The organism is Chthoniobacterales bacterium (assembly GCA_036569045.1).
GTDB lineage: Bacteria > Verrucomicrobiota > Verrucomicrobiia > Chthoniobacterales > JAATET01 > JAATET01.
This window is the reverse complement of the sequence record DATCRI010000021.1, coordinates 1-25701: the sequence shown is the minus strand read 5'-3', so window position 1 is coordinate 25701 and position 25701 is coordinate 1. Positions and strand designations below refer to the sequence as shown.

Here is a 25701-nt window from a genome sequence, read left to right as displayed (position 1 = left end):
CTCCGACGAGCCGGCGTCGCGGATTTCGAAAAAATCTATCTGCACCCCGGCAGCCACGCGGGCTACTATCCCGGGGCCGAGCGCATGACGCTGAAGCTGCTTTTTTCCCGGGCGGACGGACGGGTGCTCGGCGCCCAGGCGATGGGCGGAGCCGGCGTCGACAAGCGCATTGATGTCCTGTCGATGCTCATCCAGAAGGGCGGCACCGTTTACGATCTCGAGGAAGCCGAACTCGCCTATGCGCCGCAATTCGGCGGAGCGAAGGACGCGTTGAACTTTGCCGGAATGATCGCGGCCGACGTGCTGCGCGGAGACATGCCGATCTTCCACGTGAGCGAACTGGGCGAGGTGGACGTCCTCCTCGACGTGCGTGAGCCGTCGGAATTCGCAGCCGGTCATCTGCCGGGCGCGGTGAACATCCCGCTCGGCGCCCTGCGTTCGCGATTGGGGGAGCTCCCGCGCGACGCCGAGCTCGGCGTGTATTGCGGCGTCGGACAGCGCGGGTATTACGCCACGCGCACGCTCGCCCAGCATGGGTTTCGCGCCCGGAATCTCTCTGGCGGCTACGCTCTGGCCAGCCAGCTCGCCGCTTAGAGCCGGGCTTGCACTCGCTGGGGCGCGGCGGCAAAGTCTTCGGTTCCAGCCATGACCAGCACCGAGATTCGCACGTCCTTCCTCGAATTCTTCCGCGAGAAGCAGCACACGATCGTGCCCTCGAGTTCGCTGATGCCCGACAGCCCGAACCTGCTCTTCACGAACGCGGGCATGAACCAGTTCGTGCCGATTTTCCTCGGGGAAATCACCTGCCCCTACTCGCCCGGCCGCGCTGCCGATACGCAGAAATGCATTCGCGCCGGCGGCAAGCACAACGACCTCGATGACGTCGGCCTCGATACCTACCACCACACGTTCTTCGAGATGCTCGGCAACTGGAGCTTCGGCGACTACTTCAAGCGCGAGGCCATCTCCTGGGCGTGGGAGTTGATCGTCGAGCGCTGGGGCTTCCCGCCGCAGCGGCTCTACGCGACGATTTATCAGCCCGACGCGGGCGATCCCGCCGAGCGCGACGAGGAGGCCTGGGGCTACTGGGCCGAGAAATTTCGCTCCGTCGGGCTCGACCCCGCCGTCCACATCGTCAACGGCAACAAGAAGGACAACTTCTGGATGATGGGCGACACCGGCCCGTGCGGCCCGTGCTCCGAGCTGCACGTCGACCTCACGCAGAACGGCGACACGAAGGGCGCGCTCGTGAACAAGGGCAGCTCCGAGTGCATCGAGATCTGGAACCTCGTCTTCATCCAGTTCAACGCGAACGTCGACGGCACCTTCTCGCCGCTGCCCGCGCAGCACGTGGATACCGGCATGGGTTTCGAACGCGTGACCTCGATCCTTCAGTGCACGAAGGGCTTCACCGACTTCGGCGCGACGATTTCCAATTACGAGACCGACATCTTCCGCCCAATCTTCGACGAGATCGAAAAACTGAGCGGTCGCTCTTACGGGGGCACGCTGCCCGCCGCCGGCAGCACCGGCGACACCGGGCAGGAAAAGATCGACGTCGCCTTCCGCGTGATCGCGGACCACATTCGCACGCTCAGCTTTGCCATCGCGGACGGCATCCAGCCCGGCAACACGGACCGCAACTACGTCCTCCGCCGCATCCTCCGCCGCGCCGTTCGCTACGGTCGCACCCTCGGCCTCAACGAGCCGTTTTTCTACAAGCTCGCCGCGGTGCTCGCGCACACGATGGGCGACGTCTTCCCGGAAATTCGCGCCCGGCAGAAGCACGTCGAAGAAACGCTCAAGCGCGAGGAAGAGGCGTTCAATCGCACGCTGGATCGTGGGATTGAGCAGTTTGATTTGTATGTCGAAGGATTCGATGTCGCTGTTGGCCGCTGCACCATTTTAGAGGACGAATTTTTGTCGAAGGAGGACGGCGAAGGGGACTTTGAGGGTAGGTTCAAGTCATATATGGCGTCACGTCGACTTGGCCAACCTTCTGGATGGGGGCTGATCGACGGCTACACGCGGTTTGAGTGGGCTCCTAGTTCAATGATTGAATTGATGGGAGATCTGAGTGAGGCAAGTTCACTTCAGGGGGCGAGGGAACTCGTAAATCAGATCAAAACATCTGATCGCGTTATGGATGGCGATTTCGTTTTCCGCCTCTATGACGAACAGGGCTTCCCTCTCGATCTCACCGAGTTGATGGCGCGCGAGCGTGGATTGACCGTGGACACCGCGGGTTTCGAAACTCTCATGAGCGAGCAGCGCGCCCGGGCCCGGGCGGCGCAGAAGAAGCAGGTGATCGAGCTTTCGCAGATCGAGACGAAGGCGGCGACGAACTTCCTCGGTTACGACCACGCGCACACCGGCGCGGACGTCCTCGAGGTCGTCGCGCTCAAGGACAAGACCGTCGTCGTGCTCAATAATTCCGTCTGCTACGCCGAGATGGGTGGCCAGGTCGGCGACACCGGCGAACTCACCGGCAGCGGTCAGCTCTGGCGCATCGCGAACACCCAGAAATCCGGCAGCACGTGGCTGCATTTCCTCGAGGGCGCCGACGCGCCGGCCGTCGGCCAGCATGTCACCCTGCAGCTCGACTCGGCTCGCCGCGCGGCGATCCAGCGGCACCATTCCGTCACGCACCTGTTGCACTGGGCGCTCCACGAGGTGGTGAGCGCCGACGCGACCCAGAAAGGCTCGAGCGTCGCGCCCGACAAGCTCACGTTCGATTTCAACAGCGCCGCGCTCACGCCTGTGCAGGTGCGCGACATCGAGCGGCTCGTGAACGAGCGCATTGTCGAGAACGCCGCGGTGGTCTGGAACGAAGTGCCCTACGCCGACGTGAAGGGCCGTGCGGACATTATGCAGTTCTTCGGCGACAAATACGGCGACGTCGTGCGAGTGGTCGATATCGGCGGCTATTCGAAGGAACTTTGCGCCGGCACGCACGTGCGCGGCACGGGCGAGATCGGCCTCTTCCGCATCGTGAGCGAGGCGGCGATCGCGGCCGGCGTGCGCCGCATCGAGGCGGTGGCGGCATTGGAATCCTACGCGGCCGCCGCGGCGGATTCTGCGCGACTCGTCGCCCTCGCCGCGAAGCTGAATGCCCCGATTTCCGAACTCGAGAGGAAGATCGATGCCGCGCTCGCGCAGCAGAAGGCGCTCGAGAAGCAGGTGGAGACGCTCCGCAAGCGCCAGGCAGCCGCGACGGCAAAGGATCTGCTCGAGCGCGTGCGCAGCGCTGGCCTCAAGGCGCCGGCGATCATCGAGAATCTCGGAGACGTCTCCGGCGATGAATTGCAGGTCGTGGCCGATGCGCTGAGGGGCCAGTTCGACGGTGTCGTTGTGCTCGGCGGTGCGACCGGCGGCGTGGTGTCGCTCGTTGCGACGGTTGCGCCGGCGCATGTTGGCGCCGTGCAGGCGGGCAGGATCATCCAGGCCATCGCGCCGATCGTCGGCGGCAAGGGCGGCGGGCGTCCGGACGGCGCACGCGGCGGCGGCAAGGATGCCGCGAAGCTCGACGAGGCGTTGCGCGAGGCCGAGAAGATTCTCGCGGCCTGAGGATGACGCGGTTTTTGGAAGGCGGGCTTGCCGCTCGGACGATTTGCCGATAAACCCCCGCGGCCATGACCCTTCGCGGGACGCTTCTCTTATTTTCGGTGTTTTGGGTTGCCGCCGTGACCCTGCTGCACGGGGCATTGAACCTGAAGTGGTTCGACCGCAAGCCGGAGCGGGCGGCGGAAAGTGTTCGCATTGGATTTCTCCCGGTGACGTGCCATCTCACCTGCCCGGTGACGGATTTCATCAACCGTCAGGGCGAGGGCGGTGGTCTTTTCGAGCCGATTCGATTCTCGAGCTGGCCGGAGCTCAAGGAGGCGTTTCTTTCCGGGCAGACGAAGGCGACGTTCATCCTTGCGCCGATGGCCATTGCGCTGCGGGAGCAGGGCGTGCCGATCAAGATCGTCTATCTCGGGCATCGCGATGGCACGGCGGTCGTCGTGCACAAGGACTCGAACGTCCACAGCATGCAGGACCTGCGCGGCAAACGCATTGCCGTGCCGAATCGCTATTCGAACCAGCGCCTGCTTTTCTTTCGCGCGCTCAAGCAGGCTGGCATGACCTTCAAGGATGTCGAACTTATCGAGATGCCGCCGCCGGATATGCCGGCCGCGCTTTATGCAAAGTCGGTCGATGCGATCTGCAGCGGCGAACCGTTCATGGCGCAGGCCGAGCTGGACGGCTATGGCCGGGTGCTGTGGCTCACAAAGGACGTGTGGCCGAATTTCATCTCGTGCGTGCTCGCGGTGAAGGAGGACGCGATCAGGAACGATCGAAAATGGGTGCAGGAGCTCGTCGACGGCATCGCGAAGAGCGGCAAGTGGCTCGACCAGAACATGGATCACCGCATGGAGGCGGCCCAGTTCGTGAGCAAGAACTACTACAACCAGAATCCGCGCCTGCTCAGCTTCGTTCTCAGCAAGCCGCCGGATCGCGTGAAATACACCGATCTCGTGCCGCTGAAGCCAGACTTCGCCGAGATCGAGGAACTTGGCCGCGAGTCCGGTATTCTCAAGGGCACGGCGCATTTTGACGACTATGTGGACCCGTCGTTTGCCGCCCAGGCCGACAAGCTCCAGCCCTACCAATTCGAGGCCCCCAAAAAATGAAGACATTGCCTAAAGTTCTTCTGCCGTTGACCGTGGCGGTGTTGTTTCTCGCCACGTGGCATGTCGGCGTGCGGGTCATGCACAGCGACCTGTTTCCCACACCGATCGAGGTGGCGAAGGGCATCGGCGAGCTGGCGCGCGAGGGGTTGCTGGTCAAATACATCACGGCCTCGCTGTTTCGGGTGACCTGGGGCTTTGGTCTGGCGGTGGTGATCGGCGTGCCGCTCGGGCTGGTGCTCGGCTGGTATTCCCGCACTTATTTCGCGCTGAATCCGCTCATCCAGATCTTCCGCCCGATCTCGCCGATCGCGTGGATTCCGCTGGCGATCCTCTGGTTCGGCGTGACGGATGCCGCGCCGATCTTTCTGATTTTCCTGGCGAGCGTCTTTCCGATCACGGTGGCCTCGACCGCCGCGGTGCACAACATGCAGCCGGTCTATGTGCGGGCGGCGCGGAATTTCGGTCTCGGCCAGTTCCAGCTTTTCCGGCAGGTGATCTTCCCGGCCTGCCTGCCTCAGATTCTCACCGGCCTGCGCATTGCGCTCGGCATCGCCTGGCTGGTCGTCGTCGCGGCGGAGATGATCGCGGTGAACAGCGGCCTCGGCTACCTCATCATCGACGCGCGCAACGCTGGAAAACGCTACGACCTCGTGGTCGCGGGCATGCTGCTGATCGGCCTGATCGGGCTTTGCCTCGACCTGCTGGTGCGGCAGCTGGAAAAATTCGACGAGGTGCGCTGGGGCTACGCGGGAGGTGCGCGATGAGCGACCCGGTCATTTCCGTTCGCAATCTCTGGATGAGCTTTCCTGGCAAGCGCGCCGGCGAGAAGATTCATGTGCTCGAAAACGTGAGCGCGACGATCACGCCGGGCGAGTTCGTCTGCATCGTCGGCCCGAGCGGCTGCGGGAAGTCCACGCTGCTCAACATCATCGGCGGGTTTCTCTCCCAGACGCAGGGCGAGGTGCTCGTCGAGGGCCGCCCGGTGACGGGGCCGGATCGCCGGCGGATTTTCGTGTTTCAGGAAAATGGCGTGTTCCCGTGGCTGACGGTCGAGGCGAATATCGGGTTTGGCCTGCAGGACAAGTCCGAGGAAGAGCGCGGGAAGATCGTGACGCATTACACCGCGATGGTGGGATTGAGTGGCTTCGAGAGAGCCTATCCGCGTGAGCTTTCCGGCGGCATGCGGCAGCGCGTGGAGATCGCCCGAGCGCTCGCGGCAAATCCCGACATCATCTACATGGATGAGCCGTTTGGCGCGCTGGACTTCATTACGCGCATGAAGATGCGCGCCGATCTCGTGCGCATCTGGCAGGCCGAGAAGAAGACGATCCTTTTCGTCACGCACGACATCGAGGAGGCCGTGCAGCTGGCCGATCGGGTGTTCGTGATGAGCAAGCGCCCGGCAACGATTCAGGAAAACGTGGTGATCGATCTGCCACGCCCGCGCGATCTCGACTCGAGCGGCTACCTCGAGAAGCGCGACCACATTTTTCGCGCCATGGGCATGAGCCTGCGCGTCGGCGAGGCTTAATACGGTCCGCGGATGTGGGCGGCGACTTCGGTCGCGTAAAAGTCGCGGAGGCGCGCATGCAGCTCGGGGGCGAGCGGCGGGAGGTCGGAAACGCGGGCGTTGCGCGTGGCCTGGTCGGGACGGCTGGCGCCGGTGATCACCGTGGTGACGGCCGGGTGATCGAGGATCCAGCGCTGCGCGAAGTCCGCGAATGTCAGGTCCGCAGGCAGGAAGGCGCGGAGCGCGTCGGTGAGTTCGATTCCTTTGTCGAAGGGCAGGCCGGCGAAGGTTTCGCCGACGTTGAAGGCGGCGCCATCGCGATTGTAGTTCCGGTGGTCGTCGGCCGGGAACGTGGTGGCCTTCGTCATTTTTCCGGAGAGGAGGCCGCTGGCGAGCGGGAGGCGGACGATGAGGGCCACGTTTCGGGCCTCGGCTTCGGCGAAAAGAGCGGCGATCGGTTTCTGGCGGAAGAGGTTGAAGATGATCTGGAGGGAGGCGAGGCCTGGCTGGGCGAGGCAGACGCGGGCTTCGTCCATGGACTCCACGCTGGCGCCGAAGTTCCGAATCTTGCCCTCGCGCTGAAGGGTGCGCAGCCAGTCGAAGATCTCGCCGTGTGCGAGCACGGCGGGCGGCACGCAGTGGAGCTGCGTAAGGTCGAGGGCCTCGACGCCGAGCCGGCGGAGCGAATTTTCGGTGGCGGCGCGAACGCCGGCCTCGGTGTATTTGTCGGGAAACAGGTCGCCGGTGCGGCCGAGCTTCGTGGCGACGAAAAAGGATTCGTGGCGAGCCTTCAGGAATTCGCCGATGAAGGTCTCGCTGCGGCCTGCGCCGTAGACGTCCGCCGTGTCGAGGAAAGTCACGCCAGCGTCGGCGGCGGCGTTCAGGATTGCGACGGCGGAGGCATCGTCGACGTTCCCCCAATCGGCGCCGAGCTGCCAGCAGCCAAGGCCGATTTCGGAGACTTCAGTGCCGGCAAAGGGACGTTTTTTCATGGAGGGGTGCGGTGCGTGGCGCGTGGCCGTTCGACGGTAATTGGTCCGCCTGCCGCAGCGCAAGGTCGGCGAAAGCCTCGGGTTCCCTGATCGCATGCCGGCGCCTGTGGGGTTTTGCAGTTGTTTCGTGTGGCCGCGAATGAGAATGTCGGCGACTCCTCCCATGTCCCTCTGCTCGCGAACCCTTCGGGCGCTGGCGGCGCTGGCCTTTGCAGCCGGCGCCGACGTGAATGCCGCGAACTACACGATCACGGCGGCCTCGCCCGACTCGATCGACTTGAGCAATGTCGGCCTGAAGCCGGGCGACACGATTTTCCTCCAGGCCCATACGCGGAAGAAGCTCATTCTGCGCAACCTGACGGCGGGCACGGCGCAGAGGCCGATCCGCATCACGAACCAGGGCGGCCAGTTCATCATCGACACCACGGACACCGACAAGGGGCTGCACTTCTACAATTGCCGAAACTTCGTGCTGCGCGGCACCCCGGTCGGCAACGCCTACGGCATCAGGATCGCCCGTGTCTCGCAGCCCGGCGCGATCGCGCTCGCGTTCATCCAGGGCAGCACGGACTTCGAGGTCTGTCATCTCGAGATCGGGAACGTCGGATTCGCGGGCCTCATGGCCAAGAGCGACGAACTCCAGCGCGACGCCTTCACGATGCGCAACGTGTCGATCCACGACCTCTACATCCACGATACGGGCGGCGAGGGCATCTACGTCGGCAGCTCGTTTTACCAGGACACGGCAAAGAATCCGCACGAGATCCACGGCGTTTCGATCCACGACAACCTCATCGTGAATGCGGGGTGGGACGGCATCCAATTGGGGTGCGCCACGCAGGGCGCCTCCGTCCGCCGCAACCGCATCCTCGGCTACGGGCTCACCGATCCCTCGGCCTCCGACCACTCCGTGCAGAACGAGGGCATCCGCATCAACCCCGGCACCACGGGGCGCATCTCGGAGAACTGGATTCAGGGCGGGAACGTCGGCTCGGGCTCCGGGATTTTTGCGAACCCCCGTGGCAGCAGTGTGTATGCGAACAACGTCATCATCGCGCCGGGCGAGTCGGGCATCGTGATCGGCCAGGACGCGGCGATGCAGTCGGGGACGACGCTCGCCTTGGTGAACAACACGATCGTCTCCCCCGCGCAGCATGGCATCGAGTTCTGGAGCCTCGGCAGCACGGGCAACATCGCCGCGAACAACCTCATCGCGCAGCCGGGCGGGCAATTCGTCTTCCGCAAATATGCGAGCGTGCAGCTCGCCGAGACGACGAATTTTTATCCGGCCACGGAGGCGGCCGCAGGCTTCCGCGCCGCGGGCGATTACCGGCTCGGGCCGGGCGCGACGAATGCCATCGACAAGGGCTCGAGCATGGCCGCGCAGGGAGTGACCGCTGACCTCGATGGCGTCACGCGGCCTTTCGGCCCGGCGACCGACATCGGCGCCTTCGAATATTATTTCTCGGCGAGCGGCGCGCCCGTGATCGCCGCGCAGCCGGCCTCGCAGAGCGTGTTCACCGGCGCGGACGTCACGTTGAAGGTCATCGTCGCCGGCAATACGCCGCTCACCTACGCGTGGACGAAGAATGGCGATCCCGTGCCCGATGCGACCGGCCCCACGCTCACCCTGCCGGCTGTCGCCCTCGGGGCCGCGGGCGATTACGTCGTGACGATCACGAACGCGCTCGGCACCGCGACCAGCCTCCCGGCGACCCTCACGGTCACCCCGCCGCCGCCGGACATCACGACCCATCCGCTCAGCCAGACGGTCACTGCTGGCGCGAACGTCACGTTCTCCGTCGTCGCCGAGGGCGCGGGCGCGCTCACCTACCAGTGGAAAAAGAACGGCGATCCGCTGCCGGGTCAGACCGCCGCCACGCTCGCGCTCACGAGCGTCGCCGCCGGGGCCGCGGGGAATTACACGGTCACCGTGACGAATTCCGGCGGCTCGACCACGAGCGCCACGGCCGTGCTCACGGTGAATGCGCCCCCCGCCTCGCCCACGACATTTGCGGTGGACACGCTCGTCTCCGACGCCACCGCCGCCACGCACCTCGCCGCGTCGAACACCTACACGCACGCGATCAACTTCAACGCGTCGAGCACGGTGACGGTGAACGGCGTCGCCTTCGGCACCGGCACGGGCAATGGCGGCGGAGCGCAGGCGGCGAAAAACTACACGTTCAGCGCGTTCTCGCACACGTTCACGAATTTCAATTCTTCCGCGACCGGCGGCATTCACACCCTGCTCGCGACCTACGGGACGAACACGAGCTCCGCCAGCTACGCGCTCACGCTCACCGGCCTCACGCCCGGCCGGCGCTACACGCTCGCGCTCTTCACGAACTCCGCGCACGGCCCGGGGAAGAACTGGTATCGCGTCTCGCAGAGCGTCGATGCGAACACGATCGACGTGGATTTCTCCGCCGCCGGCACGAGTTCCTCCCGCATGCTCGCCATCGCCTACTCGGCGACGTCGTCCTCAGTGACCTTCACGTTCACGCGGCTTGACGGCGTCGGCACGACGGGCAGCTCGTGGGTGGGATTCGCGGGTTTCGCGAACTACGAGGTGAGCGTCCCGCGCCAGACCGCGCAGCGCGCGACCGTCGCCGGGCAGTTCGATTTCAATTACCTCCTCTACCTGCCACAGGGCTACGATCCGGCCTCGACGACGAAATGGCCGCTGCTTGTCTTCCTGCACGGGATGGGCGAGCGGAGCAATGGCGAGACCGCGCCGATGGACCCCGTCCATCTCGGGAAACTTCGCGCCGTTGGCCCGCCGCTGCGCATCGAGCAGGGCGCGGAGTTTCCCTTCCTCGTCGTTTCGCCGCAATGCGCGGGCTCGTGGTGGCAGGGCGTGGAGCTCGAGGCGTTCATCCAAGACCTCGCCGCGCGCTACCACGTTGACCGCACGCGGATTTATCTCACCGGGATGAGCATGGGCGGCTTCGGCGTCTATGATCTCGCGCAGCGCCAGCCCTCGCGGTATGCGGCCATCGCCCCGGTGAGCGCGGTGCCGCAGGTCGATGCCGGCAATTCCGCCGCCGCGCCCCGCCTGCGCGACCTGCCGATCTGGGCCTTTCACGGCGCGAGCGATCCGCTTTATTCCGTGAGCTCGTTGCAGGCGTATCTCGACCTCGTTCGCGGCGCGGGCGGCAACCCGACCGTCACCATTTACACGAGCTCGCCCGGCAACGTGCACGACTCATGGGTGCCCGCCTACGCGGACGACGCGCTCTACGCGTGGCTCCTCACGCACTCCGCGCAGCCGGCGACGGTGGTCGCGCCGCCGCAATCCGCGACCGCGCCCGTGGGCGGGAATGCGAGCTTCTCCGTGGACGTGAATGGGCGCTGGCCGTGGTCCCTTCAGTGGACGAAGAACGGCGCGCCGATCTCCGGCGCGACGGGCGAGACATTCTCGCTCGACGACGTGAAGGAGACCGACGCCGGCCAGTATGCGGTGACGGTGACCAACGGGGTCGGCTCCGACACCAGCACCGCCGCGGTGCTCACCGTTCCGGCCGACGCATTCAGAACGTGGGCGCAGGGGGCGGGGCTTCCGGTGGACCGGCGCGGCCCGTCGGACAATCCCGACGGCGACGACTTGGCGAACCTCGCCGAGTTTGTGCTCGGCTCGAGTCCCGCGCTGCCATCGACCACGCCGACGACGCTCGGACAGGTCACGATCGCGGACAAGGACTACCCCACCTTTGGCTTCAATCGCCGGCAGGCGCTCGGTGATGTCGCGGTCGCGGTGGTCGTGACGCCGAACCTGAATCCCGCGCACGACATGGGCGCCGTCGAGCTCTCCGCCACGCCGCGGGGGGACGGCACGGATGCCGTGGTCGTGCGCTCGACGCAGCCGCTCTCCGCGCAGCCGCGCCAGTTTTTTCAGGTGAGGGCGACGCGGCCTTGAGCGGTCAGGGATTCGATACGCTGGCCGAGCGGGCCTTCTTCACCCAGAGCGTCGGCTTTCCTCCGGCGACGGGCAGGCGGAAGATCGAAAACGTCTTCGAGCCGGCGGGCAGGCCGTTGCAGAGGATCTCGCGATCGTTGATCCACGCTGGCTCCCAGAGATACTGGTCCGGCTTCGTGATGCGGTCGGCCCTGCCGGTGGCGAGGTCGAGCTGCCAGATCGAGGGCGGCGGACCGTCCCAATCCTCCCGGTTCACATCCTCACCCATGTCCACATCGACGAGCAGGGATTTGCCGTCGGGCGAGGGTGCGAGGCGCGCGCCGCTATTGAGGCCGCCGCGCGGGAACGTTTTTTCCACGCTCCACTGCGCGAGGATTTTGCCGTCGAGGGCGATGCGGTAGAGCGTGTCGAGGTCCTGGCAGAAGAGCGATTTGCCGTCCGCGGCCCACGCGGCGCCCCAGCGCGTGCGATGGTTCGCGCCGGCCTTGTGGACGTAGCGGAAGCCGGTGCCGTCGGCGTTCACGAGGCCGATGTGCCAGTCGCTGTCGGCGTAGATGTAGAACGTGATCTGTTTTCCGTCGGGCGACCACGCCGGGCTGTGGCAGTTGTCGCTCGGGATTTCGGAAAAGACAGTGCTGCGCCGGGTGGCGATGTCGGCGACGGCGATGCGGCGCTCCATGGTCTTTGCCGACTCGGTGTTGTAGGCGACCTTCGTGCCGTCGGGCGAGATGTCGGGCCACGCGCCCTCGGTGATCCTGCGCGGTTTGCCGCCGTCGAGCGCGCGGGTGAGGATCGTGCCGTCGGTGTAGGCGACGGTCTGCTCGGCGGCGTGGAGGGATGCCGCGAGCGCGAGAAGGAGGACGACCGGCCCGCGCATGGCGGTCACTTGATGGCGGCCCAGACGCGGTGGACGTCGTCGTGCTCGTCGAGCGCGTGGAGGAAGTCGCCGGCCTCGGCGGCCTGCTCCTCGGTGAGCGCGGGGAATTGCTTCGCGACGTAGCCGAGTTCGCAGGTGACGACGGTCCATCCGTTCGCGGCGAGCCATTTCGAGACCGCGCCCGTTTCCGTGCGCTCCGTGATGAAACGCGCGCCGGTGGCGTCGGCCGGGATGTCGTCGTTCTGCGCGTGGGCGAGCGGCTCGACCTCGTTCGCGCCGGCCTCGATGGCGGCTTCCTCGAGATCGACGGCGTCGGCGCGGTGGGCTTCCACGAGGCCAACGTGCTCGAAGAGAAACTTGTTGCTGGCGGGCGCGCCGAGCTGGCCCTTCTTGTTGAAGAGGGTGCGAATCTCGGGAGCGGTGCGGTTGTTGTTGTCGGTGAGCACCTCGACGATCACGGGCACCTTGTGCGGCGCGTAACCCTCGAAAACGATGTGGTCCATCGCCATCTTTTCGCCGCCGATGCCGGCGCCCTTGTTGATGGCGCGCTCGATGACGTCCTTGCTGACGCTGGCGCGACGGGCTTTTTCACAGGCGGCGAAGAGCCGTGCGTTGCCGGCCGGATCAGGTCCGCCCATCTTGGCGGCGACGGAGATTTCTTTGACCAATTTCCCGGTGGCCTGGCCTTTCTTGAGCCCGGCGACCTCGCGTTTCGCATGCAACCACTGACGTCCCATAGACCGAAAAGTGTAACCGGCGAAAAAGGCCGGTTTCAATCGCGATTACCGGGGCCGTGGCCGGCGCACAAAGGCGCGTCTTTGCCGGGAGCCACGCGATTGTCAGCGAAGTCGTGCAGGGATTTTCGAACGAACTCGAGTGGGCGCACGATTCCTGCTGCATTACCGATGCGGGGCGTGTATCACGGCCCCTTACCACACCATGGCTGACAAAAAATTTCGTGCAGGCGTCCTCTTCGGGGACGAGGTGAAGGAAGTTCTCGACTACGCGAAGGCGAATGCTTTCGCGCTACCGGCGGTCAATTGCATCGGCACCAGCTCGGTGAACGCCGCGCTTGCCGCGGGCCGCGAGGTGAACTCGCCGATGATCATTCAGTATTCGAATGGCGGTGCACAGTTCTTCATCGGCAAGGGCGTGAAGGGCGACAACCAGCTCGGCCCGGTGCTTGGCGGTCTCGCCGGCGCCCATTACGCGGACGCCGCGGCGAAGGCCTACGGCGTGCCCGTCATCCTGAACACCGACCACTGCGCGAAGAAGCTTCTTCCGTGGATCGACGGCCTGCTCGCCGGCAGCGAAGAGCAGTTCGCCAGGACCGGGAAGCCCCTCTACAGCTCGCACATGCTCGATCTCTCCGAGGAGCCGATCGAGGAGAACATCGAGGTCTGCTGCAAATACCTCGAGCGCATGGCGAAGATGGGCATGACCCTCGAGATCGAGCTCGGCGTGACCGGCGGTGAGGAAGACGGAGTGGACAACTCCGGCGTCGAGGAGTCCAGCCTCTACACGAAGCCCGAGGAAGTCGCCTACGCCTACGAGAAGCTCAGCGCGGTTTCACCGAATTTCACCGTCGCCGCCGCCTTCGGCAACGTCCACGGCGTTTACAAGCCCGGCAACGTGAAGCTCAAGCCCGGCATTCTCAACGATTCGCAGAAATACATCGAAGAGAAGTTCGGCACCGGCCCGAAGCCGGTGAACTTCGTCTTCCACGGCGGCTCCGGCAGTTCCCGCGAAGAGATTCGCGAAGCCATCGGCTACGGCGCGATCAAGATGAATCTCGATACCGACCTGCAGTGGGCCTTCTGGGACGGCATTCGCGAATACGAGGCCAAGAATCACGATTACCTCCAGGGCCAGATCGGCAACCCCACCGGGCCCGACTCCCCGAACAAGAAGCAATACGATCCGCGCGTCTGGCTCGGCGCCGCGGAGACCAGCTTCACGAAGCGCCTCATCAGCTCCTTCGAGGACCTGAACTGCATCGGCCGCAACGCCGCGTAAAGCGGAGCCCCTCGGCTTTATCTTCAAATCCCGCGTCCGACTTGCTCGTCGGCGCGGGATTTTTCTTTGTCGGAATGGTTCGCGTCGCGGCGGGATTTGTCGCCGGGAAGAGCTTTACAGAGTCGGGATTGAGGTATCCTTTGGAACCGACATCTCCGCGCCATGATCGATCAAATCTCCTCCCTTCTCGGCGACAAGGCCGAGTCCCTTCTCCAGCACGAGTGCAAGACGATCTCCACCGATCTCCTGCACCTTCCCGGCCCCGATTTCGTGGACCGCATTTTTGCCCAGAGCGATCGCAACCAGCGCGTCCTCAATAACCTCAACTGGATCTACAACACCGGCCGCCTCGCGGGCACCGGCTACCTCAGCATCCTGCCCGTCGATCAGGGCATCGAGCACTCCGCCGGCGCAAGCTTCGCGAAGAACCCGATCTACTTCGATCCCGAGAACATCATCAAGCTCGCCATCGAGGGCGGCTGCAACTCCGTCGCCTCCACCTTCGGCGTGCTCGGCATGTGCGCCCGCAAATACGCGCACAAGATTCCCTTCCTCGTCAAAATCAACCACAACGAGCTCCTCACCTATCCGAATAGCGCGAAGGAAATTCTCTTCGGCACCGTCCGTCAGGCCCACGACATGGGCGCGGCCGCCGTCGGCGCGACCGTCTACTTCGGCAGCGAGGACGCCCACCGCGAAATCATCGAGATTGCCGAGTGCTTCGCCCTCGCGCACGAGCTCGGCATGGCCACCGTCCTCTGGTGCTACCTGCGCAACGACGCCTTCAAGAAGGACAAGGACTACCACCTCTCCGCCGACCTCACCGGCCAGGCAAACCACCTCGGCGTGACGATCGGCGCCGACATCATCAAGCAGAAGCTCCCCGAGAACAACGGCGGCTACCACGCGCTGAATACCGGCAGCTCCAGCTACGGCAAGCTCGACGAGCGCATCTACACCGAGCTCACCACCGACCACCCGATCGATCTCTGTCGCTATCAGGTCGCGAACTGCTACATGGGCCGCGCCGGCCTCATCAACAGCGGGGGCGCCTCGGGCAAGCACGACTTCGAGGATGCCGTCTTCACCGCCGTGGTGAACAAACGCGCCGGCGGCACCGGCCTCATCAGCGGCCGCAAGAGCTTCCAGCGCCCCATGCCCGACGGCATCAAGCTGCTGAACACGATCCAGGACGTCTACCTCTGCAAGGACGTCACGATCGCGTGACGCCCGCCACGTCCTTCAAATAGTGGGCGCGTCTTCGCTGGAGTCGATAGTCGCAAGGCCTCGCCCGTCGGATGATCGCCAGCGAGACCTCCAGCCATGCGTCTTCCGGTAATCCACGGCCTGATTCGTCGACGGTTGCTGGTGAACTTCCGGGTGGACGCGGAGGTGATGGGGCGCTTTTTGCCGCCGCCTTTCCGCCCCAAGCTCCATGATGGCCATGCCATCGCGGGCATCTGTCTGATCCGGCTGGAGCAGGTCCGTCCGGCATGGCTTCCACGCTTCTGCGGCATCGCCAGCGAGAACGCGGCTCACCGGATCGCGGTCCTCTGGGATGACTTTTCCGGCCAGACTCGCGAGGGGGTGTTCATCCCGCGCCGAGATACCAGTTCCTGGCTCAACCACTTCTCTGGCGGGCGGATCTTTCCCGGCGAGCACCACCTTTGCAGATTTTGCCGTCGACGACGACGGTGCAAGCGTCGCCATGTCCATCCATGCTCGTGACGGCGACATGCGCATTCAGCTTCGTGCCCGTGAGAGCGACTCGCTGCCGGCTGCGTCTTGTTTCGAGTCGCTGGCCGAGTCGTCAGCTTACTTCGAGGGGGGCAGCGTGGGTTACTCTGTCACTCGGGACTGCTGTCGGCTCGATGGGATCCGGCTGCAAACCGACGATTGGCAGGTTCGTCCGCTCGCCGTCGAGCAGGTCGAGACTTCCTTCTTTGCCGACGAGTCCGTTTTTCCGGCAGGCAGTGTCGCCTTCGATCACGCTCTCATCATGCGAGACCTCACTCACCGATGGCTCTCGGAGGCTGATATGTTTACTGAACGAACGCCCGATCCCGGTGTTGAGCTTGGATCGGTAGTGCGGTAGTCGCTTCACGCGCCGGGAAGGTCTCCGGCAGTTTTTGCAGAGGGCTCCCACGCTCGTGGCGGGCCCTTGTCAGTTTTGCCGATGCCATCTCACACGTGTGGCGGGGCATTGTTAGTTTTGACGATGCCATTTTACGCGTGTGAGGAGGCACTGTCAGTTTTGCCGGTGCCGTCTCACGCGTGTGGAGGGGCGTTGTCAGTTCTGCGGGTGCCATCTCACGCGCATGATGGGGCATTCTGTGTTTTCGGAATGCGGGGTTTGCTGACTGGAGAGGCGAGGCTCGCTTTTTCCGGGCGGGGAGCTTCCCGGACTTTCCGGCGATGTCAGTAGCCAGGCGGCCATTTCGACGAAAACGGGTTGCGGAGTGGCGAGGACGTTGCCGTGCCGGGCGTTCGTGACCTCGATCCAGCGTTTGCGGGGGGCGGCGACGGCGTCGAAGAGGCGGCGCCCGGCCGCGAGCGGAATGAGGTCGTCGGTGGTGCCGTGGACGATGAGCGTGGGCGTGGAAATCCGGCCGGCGCCGTCGATCGGGCGCACGGCGGGGAGCCACATTGCGCTGCGGCAGCGGGTGGCGAGGATGAGGCCCGGCTCGAGGAGCGTGCTCCATGCGTGGGTTTCCGCAGCGGCCCTGGCGAAGACGACGGGCTCCAGCGCGTCGAAGGGGCTGACGGCGATGACTCGCTGCCAGCGGGCCGGGGCAATGGCGGCGGATTGGATCGCCCAGGCGGCGCCCATCGACATCCCCCACAGGCAGGGCCGGCCGGCGAGCGGGCGGTGACGGGCGGCGTCTGCGCAAACCGCCGCGGGCAGTTCGCGCTCGGCGGCGGTGCTGCCGAAATTCGTGGCCGGGCGGGGATTGTCCCCGTGGCCGGGCAGGTCGGGAACGAGGCAGCGGAATCCGACCGCGCAGAATCGCTCGGCCGTGAAGAGGAGGTCCTCCTTGCGCATGCCCCAGCCGTGCAACAGGACGATCGTGCCGGTGATGCGGCCAAACGGCGGCACGGGAAAGGGCCGCGCGGCGAGCTGGGCGCGGAGAAGGCGACCGCGGTCACCGGGCTGGCCGCCGGGGATCGGCTCGCAGTCGAGATACGGCGTGCCGTCGGCGGTGCGGCGGGACATCACCCGCACCCCATGGCCGGGCATCTGCGCGAGGCGTTCGCGATGGATGGGGCTGAGGCCCCGACGTGGCGGCATGGCGAGCCAACCCGCGCCGCACCAGCTGAGCGCGGAGTAGATCACCAGAAACAGCCCTCCGACGACGGCGGCGGCGACACGAATTCCCATGCTCGCGCAGCCTGCCGCAGCCATGTGGAGATCGCGGGAAGCCGCGATGAATTTTTCGTGAACTCGGTTGCGGGCGGGCGCGGTTGCGGCGTGAGTCGGGGAGGCATGACTTCCTCACAACTCGACTGGTCCCGGCGCCTGCTGGGGATTGCGCAGAACGGTCTCCATTTTTCGAAGGATCCCTACGACCGGGAGCGGTTCGCACAGGTGCGGCGGATCGCGGCGGAGATGCTCGCGGAGCATGCGGAGCCGACTGCGCTCGTCGAGGCATTGGCGATCGAGACTGGCTACGCGACGCCGAAGGTCGACACCCGCTCCGTCGTCGTGCGGGACGGCAAGGTGCTGCTCGTGCGCGAGGCGACGGACGGCCTGTGGACGCTGCCCGGGGGCTGGGCGGATCCCGGCGAGAGCCCGGCCCGGAACGCGGAGCGCGAGGTGCGGGAGGAGGCGGGCCTCGAGGTGCGGGCGGCGCGATTGCTGGCCGTCTTCGACCGCGAGGAGCACGCCCACATCCCGGGCTCGCTCTTCCACGTCTACAAGCTCTTCTTCCACTGCGAAATTCTCGGCGGCGAGCTCACGCCGAGCGACGAGACGCCGGAGGTCGCGTTCTTCGATCCCGCCGCGCTGCCGCCGCTCTCGCTGCCGCGCGTGACGGCGGCGCAGATCGCGCGCTGCCTCGATCTTGTCGCCGTGGGGCCCGTCCCGGCGGATTTCGATTGAGGTCCGCCCGGCCAGTCGATATGCGCAGGGACCATGAACTTCGGGAAATTTCTTCTCCTCGGCGCGACGGCGGCGGTGCTCGCCGGTTGCGCGGCGCTCGATCCTTCGCTTTCCAAGGAAGAGCGCGCGGTGCTCGATTTCAACGTGAACGGCGTGAAGATCGGCAGTCCGCAGGGCGCGCTTGCGATCTTCCCGCAGGTGCAGCACATCCCCATCAAACTCGGCGGCTACGACGTCTGGGAGGTCTTCAACGTCAGCGCGAATATTTCCGAGATGAAGGCCTGGTATTTCGACAATCGGCTCGTGCGCCTCGAGCTGCGCTACTTCAACGGCCCCGGCGTGAGCACGCTCTCCCGCGCGGGCGGCTGGGACGGCATTCGCAATTACCTCATGCAGAAATACGGCCCGCCGTCGCGCTTCGGCTCCGACGTGCCGATCGTGGCGACCAAGGGCCAGTGGAACGTGAAATACGCGAAGTTCAATGGCGAGTGGATCTTCTCGCGCATCAAGCGCCAGATCAATTACAGCGCCATGGCTGACAAGGGCGAGGGCATTGCCGTCGTGACGGTGATGGATACCACGCCGATCCTCGTTCCGAAAAAGGCCCCCGCGCCGGAGCGCACGACCGTGAAGGTCACCACGCCCGAGGTTACGCCGGAGGAAGTCGCTCCGCCGGCGCCGAATCCCGGATTCTAAGACGCCAGGCCGGTGACCGCGCTGTCGGCGAACATTCCGCGGTTCATTGCGTTCCGCGTGCTGTTCAACGCGCGGTTCTACTACCCGGTCCTCGGCGTCCTGTTCCTCGACCTTGGCCTCACGGTCGAGCAATACGCGCTGCTCAACGTCATCTGGGCGGTTGCCATCGTCGCGCTGGAGATTCCCTCCGGCGCACTGGCGGACGTGATCGGCCGCAAGCGCATGGTCGTGATGGCCGCCGGGCTGATGGTGGTCGAGATGCTGATCTTCAGCTTCGCCCCACGGGGGAACCCGGCCCTGCTTTTCTGGCTGCTCGCCTTCAATCGTTTCCTCAGCGGTGCGGCGGAAGCCTCCGCGAGCGGCGCGGATGAAGCTCTCGCCTACGACTCCCTGCCCGACGAGGACCGCGCCAGCCGCTGGCCGCGCGTGCTCGTCTCGCTGGCGCGCTGGCAATCCGGCGCATTTTTCTTCGCGATGATCGTGGGGGCCGCGGCCTACGACGCGAGCTTCGTCAACAGCCTGCTGCACGGCTGCGGGCTGTCGTTCTCGGTCACGGCGGAGGAGACAGTGCGCTGGCCGGTCTATGGCACGCTCGCCTCGGCGGTGCTCTGTCTCGGAGTGGCGCTCTCCCTGCGCGAACCGCCGGCGCACACGCAGCCGATCGGGGCGCCGGTGCGGCAGGCGCTGCGGAATATCTGGCGCGGCGCGTGTTTCGTCGCCACGGAAAAGCGCATCCGGCTGCTCATCCTCGCGGCGCTCGTGGCCGATAGTTTCGTGCGCCTGTTCCTCACGTTCGAAAGCAATTTCCTGCGCGTGATCGGGCTGCCGGCATACACCTATGGGCCGCTGGGTTCTGCCCTGGCGCTGCTTGGTTTCGTGGCGGCGCCGATTGCGCGCCGGCTCGTCGAGCGTGGCAACGCCCCGATGAATCTTCTCGCGGTCGGCGCGTGCATCGCGGTCGGCCTGGCCGGAGTGGCGCTCGCGACGCCGATCTACGGCATCTGGGTGCTCGTGCCGATCGGTCTCGCGATGTCGGCCTTCCAGTTCTTCCTCTCGCACTACCTGAATGCCTGGACGGCGTCCGATCTGCGGGCGACGGTGCTCAGTTTCCGCGGTCTCGCGCTGAATCTCGGCTACGGCGCCGTCGGCCTCGCCTTCGCCGGGCTTACTGCGCACATTCGCGGCGGGCATCCCGGTCTGGAGGAAAACGCGGTCTTCGCGCAGGCGCTGCCGGCCTTGCTCCCGGCGTTCCTCGTCAGCGCAGCGGCGGTCGCCCTTGCTGCATTGTTGACGCGGTCGCCGCGAGCGCGGCGCTAACGGGTGATCGCGGCGAGCCAGCGCTATTTGGTGACCGCGGCGAGCCAGCGGTCGAGCGTGCGCATGTTGCCGAGGGTGTCGGCGACGGACATGTGCGACGATTCCTTCGCGCCTCGGCGCACCGCGAGAGCGAATTCGTCGGCCTCGATGGCGTAGATCGAGCGGGCGTCCGTGATTTCCTCGGTGCGAGTGGCGCCGTCCGACGCCGTCACGCGAATCGCCACTGGCATGCCCGGCTGCGGCGCATGCCACGGGCGCGAGACGATCTCGAGCGAGCCAAGGCTGCCGAAAATGCGCAGTCGCGAATCCTGCGCGAGACGCGTGCTGCAACCGAGCGAGGCGAGCGTGCCGTTCGCGAACTTCAGGCTCGCGCTCGCGACGACATCCATGCCGGTGACGTCGGAAAATTGCGCGGCGCCCGCCACTTCGACGGGATCGGCGAACGGGCGCCCCATGGTCGCTCCCGCGAGGAAACGGCTCGCCGAAACGGGATAGCAGCCGAGATCGAGAATGCCGCCGCCGCCCAGTTCGCGATTGAAGAGACGATGCGCCGGGTCGAAGGGCACCGAAAATCCGAACACAGATTCGATGAGGCCCACGTCGCCGATCGCGCCGGAGGCAATGAGGTCGCGCAGCCGCGCCATGAAGGGATGGCAGCGATACATGAATGCCTCCATCAGGAAGACGTCGGCCTCCCGGGCCGCGGCGGCCACGGCCTCCGCTTCGGCGAGATTCATCGTGAGCGGTTTCTCGCAGAGGACGTGTTTGCCGGCGCGCGCGGCGGCGATGGCCCATTCGGCGTGCAGCGGATGCGGCGGCGAAATGTAAACCGCCTCCACCTCGGGATCATCGAGCAAGGCCTGATACGAGCCATGGCCGCGCACGGCGCCGAACTCCGCCACAAAAGCGTCGGCGCTCTCCAGGCTGCGACTGCCCACGGCCACGAGCACGCCGAGCTCGGTCTCCTGCAATGCCTGCGCGAATTTTCGGGCGATCCCGCCCGTGGCGAGCAGGCCCCAGCGGAGTGGCGGGAAAGTATTCACCATTCGAGCTTCCGAAATCGGCAGTTAAATCCAAAATCCATAATTCAAAATCCGGAATTCCCTTGGTTCGCATTCTTCATGTCATCGACAGCCTCGATCTCGGGGGCGCCCAGACGGCGCTGCTGAATCTGGTGCGGAATGCCGACCGCACGCGCTTTCATCACGAGGTCGCGGCCATGCATGGCGAGGGAATGTTCGCCGCTGCCTTCCGCGCCATCGACGTGCCCGTGCATTCGCTGGCTGCCCGCCGCTGGCCGCCGGCCTACGTGTTGAATTTTCCGCGCCTCCTGCGCCGCGGAAAATTCGACATCGTGCATTGCCACCTCTTCGCGGCGAACTGGATCGCCAAGCCGCTCGCGGCGCTCTTCGGCGCACGATGCATCTACCATCACGACCAGTGCAACGACGCCTTTCGCGCCGATTCGCCGGCCGCGGTGCTTGTGGACACCCTCACGAACCAGCTCTCGACCCGCGTCCTCGCCGTCTCGCGCTCGGTCGAGGAGTTCGCGTTGAACGTCGAGGCGCTGCCGCCCGAGCGCGTGACGTATCTGCCGAACAGCGTGGATCTCGCCGAGTTCCGCCCCGGCACGCCGGCTGAACGCGCCGCGGCCCGGGCGAAGCTGGCGCTGCCGGCGGAGGCTTTTGTGATCGGTGGCGTCGGCCGATTGACGCCCCAGAAAAATTTCGGCCTGCTTCTCGAGGCGGCCGCGCCGGTGCTCGCGGAGCGGCCGGGCACGCTGGTCGCGCTGTTTGGATCGGGACCGGAGGAGGCGATGTTGCGCGAGCGGGCGGGCGATGGCGTGCGCTTCCTTGGCACGGTGGCGGATCGCGCCGCCATTTACCACACCCTCGACGCACTGGTGCTGCCCTCGCGGTTCGAAGGGCTGCCCATGACGGTGCTCGAGGCGATGGCGTCCGGCGTGCCGGTGCTGGCCTCGGCGGTGGACGGCGTGCGGGAAATCGCGACGCCGGAAATGCATGCCCTGCTCGCGCCGTCGGAGGATGCGGCGGCCTTTCGCGCGGCTTTGCGGCGGATTATCGACGATTCTGCGCTTCGCCAGCGGCTGGTTGGCACTGCACTTGCGCTCATGAAAAGTCGGTTCGACGCCCGAAAACTGGCGGCCGAACTGGAAAAATGGTATGCGCACGACCTTGCGAATCCTTAAACCACTCTGTCTGCTGCTCGCGGCGGTGATCCTGGCCGGTTGCGCCGGGCCGACCGCTTCCGCCGACGCGGCGCCGGAATACGTCGTCACGCGCAAGACCGCATTCTACAAGCTCGGGCCGCAGCAGGCGGGGCCGCCGGACCAGCGGCTCGCCAGGAATTCGCGCCTCCTCCGGCTGCGGCGGGAATTCGGCTACAGTTTCGTGATGCTGCCGACGGGCGAGACCGGCTACGTCGCGAACGAGGATACGCAGCCCGCGCCCCCGGGCCAGCCGGCCTGGCAATGGCCGTCACCGGAACTGGTCGCCCCGCCCCCCTCGGAACTGGCGCTGCCGGCGATGGTCGAGCCTGCGTTGCCCGAGCCGGACATGGGGGCCATGCCCGAAGACGCGCCGTCGCTGCCGCTCTAACCGGTGAGCGCCTCGTCCTGCGCGACGAGTTCGCCCCAGAGGCGTTTGTAGTCCGGCTCGAAACGCTGATCCTGAAAGTCGAACATTCGCAGGCGCAGGGCGACGATCTCTTCAATGCGCGGGCGGGAATCCTCGAGCGCCTCGCGGAGCAGGCGGAAGCCGGAGGGCACGCGGTCCCACAGCACGGCGTAGGATTCGATGAACTCGCGGGCGTAGGTGATCTCGGCGCGGTCGCTGGGCTGCCAGATGGATTGATCCGGCGGGGCGGGTGTCTCGAGCAGCAGCGGCGCGATGTAGATGTTCTTCAGGATCGCGGAGCGGTAGCGCGCGAGGCTCTCGGCATCGCGGCCGAAGAAAGCGTGAAGAAGCGCCCAGCCGAATTGAAACGACGGCTCGAGGTAGTCGCCCGGGTAGGCCTTTTCGTAGGCGTCGAAGGCGTCCTGCGCCGCCTCGAACTCGTCGGCGAGCATGTGCACCATCGGCACGAGGAACCGGGCGCCCTGGTGGTCGCGGGGATTGATTTCCAGCAGATCGGCGAGCGTCTCGGCAGCGCCGGGATAGCGCTGCTGGTGCCAGAGAGTCATTGCGCGGCCGTAGATCGCGCGCAGGTAGGGGCGCGTCTCGAGATCGGCCCACCACTGGGGATTGCGGCCGCTCCATCGCGGGTATTCGCGGTCGATCACCTCGTCGTAGGCGCGCAGCGAGGACGTCCAGTCGCCGGCGCGGAACTCGGCGTCCGCCAGCTCGATGCGAGCGCGGGAAAGGCCGGCATCGTTGTCGATCGCCTTCTTGAGCAGGGCGATCTTCTTGGTCTCGGAGCGCACGCGCAGGGCGGTATTCAGCAGGCCCGCGGCGACGTCGCCGGCCGAGGCGGAATCCGGCCCGCCATGCGTCTCGCTGAATTTCTTTGTGAGAATCTGGATGTCTTTCCCGTCGCGGCGATTGAAGCGCGTGAACTGGATGGGCAGCCGGTAATCGTCGGCGAAGTCCTGCCAGGCTTCGTGGTCCCAGTCCTCGCTTTCGCCGATGAGCACGCGATCCGGAGCGCCGATTTTTTCGATGAGCGACGCGAGCAGGTTCTCCACGCGCACCTGGTCGAGCTCCTCGAGCACCTCGGGCGCGGCGACGGGCACGCCGCGCTCGTCAGTGACGATCATGAGCGTGGGCAGGATGAAGTCTTCGCCCGAGGGAAGCGGCTCATCGAGATCGACCCAGAAGACGGTCCAGGATGTTTTGGCGGATTTGATGGGCTGGATCATGCGGCGAGGGCGGCTGACGGGGCGGCGGCGGATTTTCCCCACGGCACTTCGACGCGTTGCTTGCGGGCGAAACGGTCCACGTAATACAGCTCGCCGGTCGCGACACCGTGCTCGTGCACCATCTTCGTCACCTTCACATCGAAACAGCAATACTCCGCGACCTCCATCACCTTCCCCTCGCGCCACCAGCGGATGGCGTCAAGGCCCTCCGCCGTCTTGCCGACGCCGAACGTGCCCTGCGCGAGCGCCTCGAGGGGAAGCCGGTGGCCGATCGCGGTCTCGACGTCGACCATGAGGTCGAGCGTGGGCAGATACTCCGGCAGATCCAGTGGCGTGTAGCCCATGAGGACGTGAAAGTCGAAGTTGATGACGTTGTAGCCGATCACGAGATCCGCGCGGCGGAGCTGGTTGATGAGGTCGTCGACCTGACTTTCGCCATAGATGCGGTATTCGCCGAGCGCGGTGCTGTAGGTCACGCCGACGGACATGCCCATGCGGTCCTTGTTCCCCCAGCCACCCACGTCATTCGCGGTGCGCTGAGTTTCGAGGTCGAAGTAAACAATGTCCCTGGGCACCGGACAAAGCTAGGGATTCGCGCCGACTCCGGCAATCGCGGAACGTGTCTCCGTATTTCTGGCGACCCGAAGCGGGGGAGAAGTGCAGCCGGCGGGTGATCGGCGGCGATCCGCTTGGCTCAACCACGGGATGGCGGAAACCGGACACCGCACTCGCTGGGTGAGGGAGCCGGGCTGCTCCCGCGAAATTCGCGAGATGGCTTGACGGAGATGCTGGTTTTCCAGCATTGTGCTGGAAAACCAGCATCTCGAGAATGAAGTGGCATCAAAAACTGAGTCGGCGGGAACGGCAGGTGATGGAGATTCTGCTCTCGTGCGCGGATGGCGCCACGGCCGCGGATATTCAGGGGCGGCTGCCGCAGGCGCCCAGTTATTCGGCGGTGCGGGCGCTGCTGCGGGTGATGGAGGAAAAGGGACTTTTGACGCACACGGCGGAGGGAGCGGCCTACGTGTATCGGCCGGTGATGGCGGCGGACCAGGCGCGTGCGTCGGTGCTCAGGCAAATGCTGGCCACGTTTTTCAATGGGTCTCGCGAGCAGCTGGTGGCGGCGCTTTTGAACGAGGAGGAAACGAAGATTTCCCGGGAGGAGCTGGGGCGCCTCGAAAAACTGATCCGGCAGGCGAAGCGGGAGGGGCGGTAATCCGCGATTTGCGATGAGTCCCCTGGCCGCCGTTCTCATCGAGGAAACTTGCAAGGTCGGCGTGATTGCCGGGATGGGAGCGCTGGCGGCGGCGGTGCTGCGTCGAGCTTCGGCAGCCGTGAGGTATCAGGTGTGGATGGCCATTGCTGGGGCGATGCTGCTGACCCCGGTCGTCGCAAGCCTGGCGCCGGGATGGAGCCTGCCGGCGTGGGAGGCTGCTGCGCCGGTTCCGCCTGCGCGTGGTGGGGCGGACGGAGAAGTGTCGGGACGACTCGATCCGGGGGGCTGGGCTCTGGTGGAGGGCCCATCGGCGCCAGCAACACGGGGGATCGATCCGGCGCTCGTTCTGCTGGCCTGCTGGCTGGCGGGGGCGGCGATTCAATTGATCCGGCTGGTGGCCGAGATGCGCTTTTGGAGGCGGATTCTTCGGCGGACGATCCGTGCGGATGAGGAGGTGCGGCACCGGCTTGGCGAGATCGCCGGACGTGTGCGGTTTGGATATTCCGAAG

Annotated in this window: 24 protein-coding genes; 17 read left to right on the top strand and 7 right to left on the bottom strand. The window is 65.7% G+C overall.

What is annotated here, in order from left to right; translation table 11 throughout:
- From VIM61_05000 to VIM61_04980, 5 genes are all read left to right on the top strand, one after another.
- On the top strand, positions 1-594 hold a 594-nt coding region (locus VIM61_05000; GenBank protein HEY8899748.1), incomplete at its 5' end, for a rhodanese-like domain-containing protein.
- A 51-nt stretch (positions 595-645) separates the two neighbouring features.
- The gene (locus VIM61_04995) at positions 646-3567 is read left to right on the top strand and encodes an alanine--tRNA ligase (GenBank protein ID HEY8899747.1); all 2922 of its coding nucleotides are present in this window, start codon (positions 646-648) and stop codon (positions 3565-3567) included.
- Positions 3568-3665: 98 nt separating this feature from the next.
- On the top strand, positions 3666-4673 hold the full coding sequence (locus VIM61_04990) for an ABC transporter substrate-binding protein (protein ID HEY8899746.1): 1008 nt from the start codon (positions 3666-3668) through the stop codon (positions 4671-4673).
- On the top strand, positions 4670-5437 hold the full coding sequence (locus VIM61_04985; GenBank protein HEY8899745.1) for an ABC transporter permease: 768 nt from the start codon (positions 4670-4672) through the stop codon (positions 5435-5437). The genes VIM61_04990 and VIM61_04985 overlap by 4 nt, the downstream gene beginning before the upstream one ends.
- The gene (locus tag VIM61_04980) at positions 5434-6204 is read left to right on the top strand and encodes an ABC transporter ATP-binding protein (protein ID HEY8899744.1); all 771 of its coding nucleotides are present in this window, start codon (positions 5434-5436) and stop codon (positions 6202-6204) included. The genes VIM61_04985 and VIM61_04980 overlap by 4 nt, the downstream gene beginning before the upstream one ends.
- Here the strand turns inward: VIM61_04980 and VIM61_04975 are convergent.
- Entirely contained in the window at positions 6201-7175 is a 975-nt protein-coding gene (locus VIM61_04975; protein ID HEY8899743.1) for an aldo/keto reductase, read from the bottom strand. The genes VIM61_04980 and VIM61_04975 overlap by 4 nt on opposite strands.
- Before the next feature lie 163 nt (positions 7176-7338).
- Here VIM61_04975 and VIM61_04970 point away from each other — a divergent pair, with 163 nt between their 5' ends.
- Entirely contained in the window at positions 7339-11094 is a 3756-nt protein-coding gene (locus VIM61_04970; protein ID HEY8899742.1) for an immunoglobulin domain-containing protein, read from the top strand.
- A gap of 4 nt (positions 11095-11098) precedes the next feature.
- Here VIM61_04970 and VIM61_04965 read toward each other — a convergent pair whose 3' ends face one another.
- Together VIM61_04965 and VIM61_04960 are read right to left on the bottom strand one after the other, a co-directional pair.
- Positions 11099-11980: a hypothetical protein gene (locus tag VIM61_04965; GenBank protein ID HEY8899741.1), complete on the bottom strand. Its 882-nt coding sequence runs from the start codon at positions 11978-11980 to the stop codon at positions 11099-11101.
- Positions 11977-12708 carry a YebC/PmpR family DNA-binding transcriptional regulator gene (locus VIM61_04960; protein ID HEY8899740.1) on the bottom strand — a complete coding sequence of 244 codons (732 nt, stop codon included), beginning with the start codon at positions 12706-12708 and terminating at the stop codon, positions 11977-11979. The genes VIM61_04965 and VIM61_04960 overlap by 4 nt, the downstream gene beginning before the upstream one ends.
- 202 nt (positions 12709-12910) lie before the next feature.
- Between VIM61_04960 and fbaA the strand changes: the two genes are divergently transcribed.
- The 4 genes from fbaA to VIM61_04940 all read left to right on the top strand — a co-directional run bounded on the left by fbaA (position 12911) and on the right by VIM61_04940 (position 16082).
- The gene (gene fbaA, locus VIM61_04955) at positions 12911-13987 is read left to right on the top strand and encodes a class II fructose-bisphosphate aldolase (protein HEY8899739.1); all 1077 of its coding nucleotides are present in this window, start codon (positions 12911-12913) and stop codon (positions 13985-13987) included.
- 162 nt (positions 13988-14149) lie between these two features.
- Positions 14150-15214, top strand: a complete 1065-nt coding sequence (locus tag VIM61_04950) for a class I fructose-bisphosphate aldolase (GenBank protein ID HEY8899738.1) — start codon at positions 14150-14152, stop codon at positions 15212-15214.
- A 96-nt stretch (positions 15215-15310) separates the two neighbouring features.
- Positions 15311-15715 carry a DUF2071 domain-containing protein gene (locus VIM61_04945; GenBank protein ID HEY8899737.1) on the top strand — a complete coding sequence of 135 codons (405 nt, stop codon included), beginning with the start codon at positions 15311-15313 and terminating at the stop codon, positions 15713-15715.
- A complete protein-coding gene (locus tag VIM61_04940) occupies positions 15696-16082 on the top strand; it encodes a hypothetical protein (protein ID HEY8899736.1) in 387 nt (128 codons plus the stop codon). The genes VIM61_04945 and VIM61_04940 overlap by 20 nt, the downstream gene beginning before the upstream one ends.
- 195 nt (positions 16083-16277) lie before the next feature.
- On the opposite strand, the gene VIM61_04935 is transcribed toward VIM61_04940, so the two are convergent.
- Positions 16278-17390: an alpha/beta fold hydrolase gene (locus VIM61_04935; protein ID HEY8899735.1), complete on the bottom strand. Its 1113-nt coding sequence runs from the start codon at positions 17388-17390 to the stop codon at positions 16278-16280.
- An 81-nt stretch (positions 17391-17471) separates the two neighbouring features.
- Here VIM61_04935 and VIM61_04930 point away from each other — a divergent pair, with 81 nt between their 5' ends.
- From VIM61_04930 to VIM61_04920, 3 genes are read left to right on the top strand one after another with little or no spacing between them, the layout of a single operon-like run.
- A complete protein-coding gene (locus VIM61_04930; GenBank protein HEY8899734.1) occupies positions 17472-18086 on the top strand; it encodes an NUDIX hydrolase in 615 nt (204 codons plus the stop codon).
- 33 nt (positions 18087-18119) lie between these two features.
- The gene (locus tag VIM61_04925; GenBank protein ID HEY8899733.1) at positions 18120-18782 is read left to right on the top strand and encodes a hypothetical protein; all 663 of its coding nucleotides are present in this window, start codon (positions 18120-18122) and stop codon (positions 18780-18782) included.
- A gap of 12 nt (positions 18783-18794) precedes the next feature.
- Entirely contained in the window at positions 18795-20099 is a 1305-nt protein-coding gene (locus VIM61_04920; protein ID HEY8899732.1) for an MFS transporter, read from the top strand.
- 23 nt (positions 20100-20122) lie between these two features.
- Here the strand turns inward: VIM61_04920 and VIM61_04915 are convergent, their stop codons facing one another.
- Positions 20123-21145, bottom strand: coding sequence for a Gfo/Idh/MocA family oxidoreductase (locus tag VIM61_04915; protein HEY8899731.1), 1023 nt, complete (start codon positions 21143-21145; stop codon positions 20123-20125).
- Positions 21146-21204: 59 nt separating this feature from the next.
- On the opposite strand from VIM61_04915, the gene VIM61_04910 reads away from it, so the two are divergent.
- Both VIM61_04910 and VIM61_04905 read left to right on the top strand, forming a co-directional pair.
- Positions 21205-22308 (top strand): glycosyltransferase, encoded by a 1104-nt coding sequence (locus tag VIM61_04910; protein ID HEY8899730.1) that lies wholly within the window; start codon positions 21205-21207, stop codon positions 22306-22308.
- The gene (locus VIM61_04905) at positions 22295-22717 is read left to right on the top strand and encodes a hypothetical protein (protein HEY8899729.1); all 423 of its coding nucleotides are present in this window, start codon (positions 22295-22297) and stop codon (positions 22715-22717) included. The genes VIM61_04910 and VIM61_04905 overlap by 14 nt, the downstream gene beginning before the upstream one ends.
- On the opposite strand, the gene VIM61_04900 is transcribed toward VIM61_04905, so the two are convergent.
- The gene (locus VIM61_04900) at positions 22714-23976 is read right to left on the bottom strand and encodes a hypothetical protein (protein HEY8899728.1); all 1263 of its coding nucleotides are present in this window, start codon (positions 23974-23976) and stop codon (positions 22714-22716) included. The genes VIM61_04905 and VIM61_04900 overlap by 4 nt on opposite strands.
- The gene (locus tag VIM61_04895; protein ID HEY8899727.1) at positions 23973-24551 is read right to left on the bottom strand and encodes a ribonuclease H-like domain-containing protein; all 579 of its coding nucleotides are present in this window, start codon (positions 24549-24551) and stop codon (positions 23973-23975) included. Before VIM61_04895 ends, VIM61_04900 begins: the two co-directional genes overlap by 4 nt.
- Before the next feature lie 254 nt (positions 24552-24805).
- On the opposite strand from VIM61_04895, the gene VIM61_04890 reads away from it, so the two are divergent.
- Both VIM61_04890 and VIM61_04885 read left to right on the top strand, forming a co-directional pair.
- Entirely contained in the window at positions 24806-25192 is a 387-nt protein-coding gene (locus VIM61_04890; protein HEY8899726.1) for a BlaI/MecI/CopY family transcriptional regulator, read from the top strand.
- 13 nt (positions 25193-25205) lie between these two features.
- The coding region (locus VIM61_04885) for a hypothetical protein (GenBank protein HEY8899725.1) at positions 25206-25701 on the top strand (496 nt) is incomplete at its 3' end.